This is a genomic window from Vreelandella indica, assembly GCF_037070225.1.
Lineage (GTDB): Bacteria > Pseudomonadota > Gammaproteobacteria > Pseudomonadales > Halomonadaceae > Vreelandella > Vreelandella arctica.
The window spans coordinates 1-3,170 of record NZ_JBANSO010000067.1 but is presented as its reverse complement, the minus strand read 5'-3'; the positions used below and the strand labels follow the sequence as shown (position 1 = coordinate 3,170).

Annotated in this window: 4 protein-coding genes; all 4 read left to right on the top strand. The window is 41.5% G+C overall.

Annotated elements, in window-relative coordinates; translation table 11 throughout:
• The first annotated feature begins 126 nt into the window (after window positions 1-126).
• Window positions 127-1,377, top strand: coding sequence for a transposase family protein (locus tag V8L71_RS20415; protein WP_336275308.1), 1,251 nt, complete (start codon window positions 127-129; stop codon window positions 1,375-1,377).
• Complete coding sequence (locus V8L71_RS20410; protein WP_336275307.1) at window positions 1,377-2,396, top strand: TniB family NTP-binding protein; 1,020 nt, start codon at window positions 1,377-1,379, stop codon at window positions 2,394-2,396. The genes V8L71_RS20415 and V8L71_RS20410 overlap by 1 nt, the downstream gene beginning before the upstream one ends.
• A gap of 145 nt (window positions 2,397-2,541) precedes the next feature.
• Entirely contained in the window at window positions 2,542-2,859 is a 318-nt protein-coding gene (locus V8L71_RS20405; protein WP_336275306.1) for a helix-turn-helix domain-containing protein, read from the top strand.
• A 54-nt stretch (window positions 2,860-2,913) separates the two neighbouring features.
• Window positions 2,914-3,170, top strand: a 257-nt coding sequence (locus tag V8L71_RS20400) for a BrxA family protein (protein ID WP_336275305.1), incomplete at its 3' end; no start/stop codon positions are given.

Below are 3,170 nucleotides of genomic sequence, written 5' to 3'. Positions count from 1 at the left end.
GAAGGTCAGTTTTTCAGGTACCATTTTGGAAGCGGCGGTTGGTGTTGGTTTTTGGTGTAAGGCCCTGAAACGTTAACACTTTCAGCCGCTTTCTTTTATACCCCGTGAGAAATCCAGGCTAGGGTGATGGAGCGTGTTGAAATCGATCATACCGCTCTTGATTTGATCTTGCTTGATGATACCTTGAATATACCTATTGGAAGGCCATTTATAACCGTCTTGATTGATACATTTAGTAAATGTATCGTAGGTTTTTATTTAAGCTTTAGAGGGCCGAGCTATAATTCTGTAAGGTGTGCAGTATTAAATGCGTGCTTAGATAAAAAAGACTTGTTGGAAAAGTATCCAGATGTCGAAAAAGATTGGCCATGTCAAGGGCGTATTGAAACACTTGTTGTTGATAACGGCGCAGAGTTTTGGTCGAAAGATCTTGAGAGGTTTTCTTCCTCAATAGGAATGAGCGTTGAGTACAATCCAGTTGGAAAACCATGGAAGAAACCTTTAGTCGAGAGAATATTTAACACTTATAATACAGAATTTATTCATCAAATACCGGGAAAAACTTTCTCGAGTGCAAAAGATTTAGAAGGTTATGAGCCTGAGAAAGATGCGCTATTACCATTTTCCAGGTTTTTACATCTACTGCATATATGGGTTGTAGATATTTATAATCAGCAGCCAAATAAACGTAGAACCAATATACCTGCTTTGTCTTGGCAGATTGGGTGTCAAGATTTTCCGCCGATTGTTTACCAAGGTACTGAAAAACACAGATTTAAAATCGAAAGTTTTCCCACCGTCTATCGCGATTTACGACCAATTGGGATAGAGGTAGATCATATAAACTATAGTAGCGAAATGCTGGTAGAGTTCAGAAAAAACCATCCACCGCCCCCTGGTCAAAAAAAGCATAAGCTGTGTGTTAAGCGAGATCCATTTGATGTTTCTTTTGTGTATGTATTCTTGCCTGAGTTTGAGCAGTATATCAAGGTTGAAGCTACTAGCCAGGAGTTTCAGTTAGAGGGCGTCTCTATTTTTCAGTACCAAGTTATGAGAAGGTTGTTGAATAATCATATAGAAATTAATACCGATCATGAGGGGCTTGCCCTTGCAAATATGAAGCTAAGCGAGAGAATGGATGATATAAGAGAAAATGCTTTAGCCAAGAAGAGAGGTGGCCTAAAAGGAATGAAAAGCGTTGCTGCTTTCATTGGCGTGGATAGTGAGGGTGATGCGACTTTTGAAAGTGTGCACCGTGACTTGAAAAGTAGAGATAATGCTATGTGTGATTCTTCAGAAGGCGGCTTAACATATTCAAAAGACTTTGAGCATGTTGATGATTGGCACGATATTGCTGATGATGTGGAGCCTTATTAATGAGCAGCATACTGTCTGAAGATAAATGTAGTCAGCTGATCGATTTTAGAAACTGTTTTGTCCAACATGCAGCCTTAATACAGGCGATGAGTTCTTTGAATCGATTGAAAAATAATCAACTATTAGGCGGAGAGCAGCAGTGTATGTTGCTGTTAGGAGATACGGGGACTGGTAAAAGTAAATTAATCAATGAGTTTTATTCGGCATTTCCAAGCTACAGAGAGGGCGATGTTCTCGTAAAGCCAGTGCTCGTTTCACGCATACCAAGTAAGCCTGATGTTGAAAAAATGATGATTCAATTATTGAGCGATTTGGGGCAGTTTGGTTCTGAAGCAAGAAAAGGTAGTCGTCGTGAGACGGGTCTAGCAGAGGCATTAATCAAAGTATTGAAAAAATGTAAAACACAAATAATCATTATCAATGAATTTCAAGAGTTAATAGAGTTTAAGTCTGTTGAAGATCGTCAGCGTGTTGCCAATAGACTTAAGTTGATCAGCGAGCAGGCTTGTATTCCCATCGTTTTAGTAGGTATGCCCTGGGCTTCTGAAATATCTAATGAGCCTCAATGGGCCTCGCGATTAATGTGTTCAATTGAACTGCCGTATTTTAAAATTTTTAAACAAAGCGATCGTCTAGAGTTTGTTAGATTTTTAAAAGGCTTGGCGTTAAGGATGGGCTTTCATGAACCGCCGCCACTTCATAGTGATGAGATACTATTTCCACTTTTTTCTGCAACGCGAGGTGAGGTAAGAAAAATCAAACACATTCTCGATGAGGTTCTTTTTTTAGCCTTGTCGCAGGGGGATAATACTGTTCATAAACAGCATTTTGTTGATGTTTTGGATAACGTTTTTTTTGATAAAGATAATCCATTCAAGCTACCTATTGATGATGTCCCACTGAGCGAAGTATCTCGATATGCATCTTATAATCGCTACTCATCGGTTGAGTCTGAGACTTTTATAGGGACTCAGTTTGGTCGGAAAATTTCGACTAGAGAATTATTTTCTAAAAATTAATAAATTATCGAGAAAGACCTCCTTTTGTTAAATCAAAATGAAGGCGCCTTCAAAAGACCATTGCATTTCTGCTAAGTATCTCTTAGCATATTTTTGTGTCATCTTGCGCTAGCCTAGCGGCTTTCCAAGTAGCGATGGTGTTTTCATGGACAGTCCGCTTCCAGATCGCTTGAGAGCCGCCAGGCAAGCAGCGGGTATGACACAGAGGCAGTTGGGTGAATACCTCGGCATGGAGCCGAATCTGGCGAGTGCGCGTATGACGCAGTATGAAAAGGGGCAGCATGCACCCAATTTCCAGTTGCTGAAAAGGCTTTCAGAGGCACTAGATGTGCCCATTCCGTATTTTTTCTGCGAAGACGATACCATTGCAGAACTGATCCTTGAGCTGGATAAGCTCACCCCTACTGAGCGCCAACGCTTGCTGGAGCAGCTTAAAAAGGGCGGGGCACCTAGCGAAAGCTGAGAATTTTTTGGATCCGCCCGCAACTCCTACGAAAGTGACCTTGGTGAACTCTTTTTGACTTCTTTTAGCTACAACTCAGACCTCATTGGTGGTGGATTGATGGTGCGTGAAAGTCGTGCCATTGCAGATCTGCTGCTTTCTGATGCTGACGAAGGGCAGTGGCATCAAGCCATCATCGTTGAAAACCGCTTACAGAAGAATCGCCCAGCGACAGCCAAGCGTGCAGCGCAAGCCATTCGTAAGCGCTTAGAGAAACTGGAACCCTCTTTTTGGAAAGCCCTGCATGAAGGAGATGATCAGCTAGCGTCACA

Excerpts from the sequence above, each read along its gene's own strand:
- V8L71_RS20415 (WP_336275308.1), top strand. The coding sequence starts at position 127 with ATGGAGCGTGTTGAAATCGATCATACCGCTCTTGATTTGATCTTGCTT.
- V8L71_RS20410 (WP_336275307.1), top strand. The coding sequence starts at position 1,377 with ATGAGCAGCATACTGTCTGAAGATAAATGTAGTCAGCTGATCGATTTT.
- V8L71_RS20405 (WP_336275306.1), top strand. The coding sequence starts at position 2,542 with ATGGACAGTCCGCTTCCAGATCGCTTGAGAGCCGCCAGGCAAGCAGCG.